At 68.2% G+C, this 3,303-nt stretch carries 3 protein-coding genes and 1 pseudogene; all 4 read right to left on the minus strand.

Annotated elements, in window-relative coordinates; genetic code table 11:
* Positions 1-134: 134 nt before the first annotated feature.
* On the minus strand, positions 135-1,568 hold the full coding sequence (locus BO74_RS20755; protein ID WP_496445257.1) for a Y-family DNA polymerase: 1,434 nt from the start codon (positions 1,566-1,568) through the stop codon (positions 135-137).
* The gene (gene imuA, locus BO74_RS20760; protein ID WP_496445259.1) at positions 1,495-2,283 is read right to left on the minus strand and encodes a translesion DNA synthesis-associated protein ImuA; all 789 of its coding nucleotides are present in this window, start codon (positions 2,281-2,283) and stop codon (positions 1,495-1,497) included. Before imuA ends, BO74_RS20755 begins: the two co-directional genes overlap by 74 nt.
* Before the next feature lie 58 nt (positions 2,284-2,341).
* Positions 2,342-2,935, minus strand: a complete 594-nt coding sequence (locus tag BO74_RS20765; RefSeq protein ID WP_496445261.1) for a LexA family protein — start codon at positions 2,933-2,935, stop codon at positions 2,342-2,344.
* A gap of 131 nt (positions 2,936-3,066) precedes the next feature.
* Positions 3,067-3,303 (minus strand): annotated as a pseudogene (locus tag BO74_RS20770) (hypothetical protein); the annotation flags it as partial.

Genomic DNA, 3,303 nt, shown 5'->3' on the forward strand with positions numbered 1-3,303 from the left:
TCCTTCGTTTGACTGGTTGGTGACAACTCCAGTCTGGCACATCGATGCCGGTGCAAGGGAGGAGTCCATCCCATTGGCCTTCGCCGGAATGACGACGCCTGTGTTCTCCTTGCGCCAGAGAGCGTTGCTTTGCTTCATGAGAAATACCCGTGCAGGAACCAGCCGCCCGCCGCGCATTCGCGGTAGATCCACAGCCATGCGGCGTCTTGCGACAGGGCGACGAAATAGTCGCGGCGAACGTCTCCCTCCTTCTCCCCCGAGTCCCACCAGCCCGATTCGATGCGCTCCGGCCCGGTGAGCAGTTGCAGCGGGCCGCGGCGATACGGGCGGCCGTCGACTTCCGGCAACGGTTCGGGTGGATCGAGCAGCCAGAGCGGACGGGGCGGCACCGGCGTCGCGGAGGGTGCCGCCTTTTCAAACAAGCCGAGCCGGCGGGTTGCACACTCCGGGCGATGATCGGCGTGCGCCGCGATCCGATACACCCGCCCGTCGCCGAGCCGCGCGCTCAGTCGCTCGAACAGCACGCCGATGTCTTCCTGCCCGGCGGGACCACCCGCGACTTCATCGAGCAATGAACGGTTGCGCCCGGCCAGCGCGGACACCTGCGTTGCTTCGAGGCTCAAGGCCTCGACCGGAGCAGCCAGCGCGAGGCGGTCCAGCCGTTCGCGCAGCACGCGTTCGAAGCGGACGCTGTCGGCGGTCGGTTCGGCGAACAGCAAGGGGAGGCGCGTCTCGTCACGGCGATGCATGAGGCGCAGCACCGCCTCGCGCACGCCGGCCTGGCGTGTCGTCAGCCAACCGGACAGCGCGGCGGTCAGGCGGCGCGCGGCGAACAGCAGGGCTGCAGCGGTCTCCACCGCCGCGGGCAGCTGCAACGGCAGGCCGAACTGCGCGGGGAAGACGAAATCGGCGCGCGGATCGGGCTGCTCGCCATAGGCGCGGGCGAGCAGCAGCAGGCTTTCCACACCGATGCGCTGGCCCAGCCCGGCGCTCGGCAAACGGCGCGCCTCGCCCAAGGTACGCGCGCCGAAACGTCCCAGCGCCGTCGCTGCCTTGGCGGGCAACAGGCTCACCGGCAACGCGTCAAGTTCGGCACGCCAGCGGCCGACATCGACGCAACGCGCATCCGTGTGCTGCCGCGCCAGCCACTGGGCGCCGAGAGGCGTCGGCGCCACGGCAAGACGGGCGCAGAACCCCTGCGCGGCAATCCCCTCGGCCGCGACCGCGCACAATTTCTCCAGCCCGCCGAACAGGCGCAGACAGCTGCCGATCTCCAGCAGCAGGGTTTGCGGCGCCAGGCTGACCCGCGGCGTCAGGCCGCCGGCCCAGCAGGCCAGCGAGCACAGCGCGGCGTCCTCCTGTTCGCGCCGGCGGGCCAGCAGAGTCACGCCGGGCGCCAGCGCCCGTGCCGCCGCAACGCCAACCCCCGCTTCGATGCCTGCCCGCCGCGCGGCCACGTCTCCGAGCAGGACACGGCCGTGCTCAACAACGGCGCTAGGCGACGGCAATGGGGCGTTGGCTTCGAGAGGCAGATGCGGCAGATGCAGGGCGAGCCAAAGAGGCGTCATGGTCTTCACGCCACGCCAACGGGCGCGGCACATCAAGGAAAAGCGTCCGGCCGCACGGCGGACCGCGCCGCTTGAGCACGTTCACACCGAGCATTCCCCGTCGGCCCGGAGAAAGCATCAGGCGCAACGGCGCCGCCGAGGCTTCAGGACGGGCGCGCCGCGGCCGGAGCAAAAAGGCCAGCGTGGAGCGTCCGCTCACCGCAACCTGCAGGCGGCGCACCTGGGCGGGATCGACCGCGTTCGCCCAGCACACGACGGCGCCCGCCGCGCCGCTGGCCAGCGCCTGCTCCGTCGCCCACAACAGATCGCGCCGCGACGCCGGCGCGACCACGGCCAGGCGCGCACAATCGGCACCGCCCGCCCCCCACGCCGGGGCGTGCAACCCGTGCGGCGGCGCGATCAACACCGACCAGCGCCCTTCCTCGCGCATCGCTTTCAGCACCGGCAGCAACAAGGCGCATTCGCCGATGCCGGTTTCATCCGCCAGCAACTCGCTCAACGCCCCGCACGGCCAGCCGCCGCCCGGCAGTTCGTCATCGAGCGCAGGAAAGCCACTGGACAGCGCCGGCACCTCGGCACCCGCCAGCCGACCGCGCCAGACGTCGGGACGGACGAGGATGTCGGAGAGGGAAAGCGCGGCGCTCATGGCAAACAGGAAAGTCTTAAAACCACCGTCATTCCGGCGCAAGCCGGAATCCAGCAGAGGCGGTGGCACACCTCCTGGACCCCGGCCTGCGCCGGGGTGACGGACACAGCATGGGTTTTCATGAGATCTACCGCTGCACGCGCCGCACCAGCCCGACCATCACGCCGAAAATTTCCAGCCGCCCCGTGGGACGGATCACCGGATACGCGGGGTTGTGCGGCCGAAGCACATTCTGACCGTCCTCGACGGCCAGTTCCTTGAGGGTGAATTCGTTGTCCACCACAGCGACCACGAAATCGCCGGGCCGGGCCTCGGTAGTGCGCTCGACCGCGACGATGTCGCCGTCGTGAATACCTGCCTCGATCATCGAATCGCCGCGCACCGGGATCATCATCGTGCGTGACGGATTGCGCACGAGATAATCGTCGATCAGAAAGGGATCGGCGCCGACGCCTTCGATCAGGTCCGGGTAGCCCGCATGCACCGTCCCGCCCGCCAGCGGCCGCTCGAAAAAACGCCCGGCGGGAATCCACGCATCCTCGTCCGGCGTGCGCTGGACAAAGCCGGCCACCGCCAGCCGTTCCAGCAGCTTGCGCGACGCCGTCTTGGAAGCGAACTGCATCAGCTCGGCGATGCGCTGCATCGACGGAATGCGCCGGTTCTCGGCGTAATAGTCGCGCAGGCGGTCGAGGTAATCGTCGTCCTTGTTCGGGGTGACCATGACAAGCCCTGTGGTGTTCGTTCGAGCACCAATGGTAGTGCCCGAATGAGCACCTGTCAAACCAAGGGACAAAAAAACGCCCCGTCGCGAAACGGGGCGCCATCACTGCAGGAGAGAACTTTTTCTTCGCCTTAGACCTTGATGCCTTGGTCCTCGATATAGCTGCGGATGATCGATTCGACATCCTTGTCGGCGGAGAAGCCCATCTTCAGCGCGCGGTCGTTTTTGAAACGGGCCGGCCAGGAATTGACCAGCGCCTCGATACGCGGCTCCGGCTTGATCTCGATGAGGTCAGCCACCTTGTCGCCGGCGATTTTGCGCAGCGTGTCGATCATGTCGCCGACCACCGCGGTGTTGCCCGGCAGGTT

Source organism: Propionivibrio pelophilus DSM 12018 (assembly GCF_059569095.1).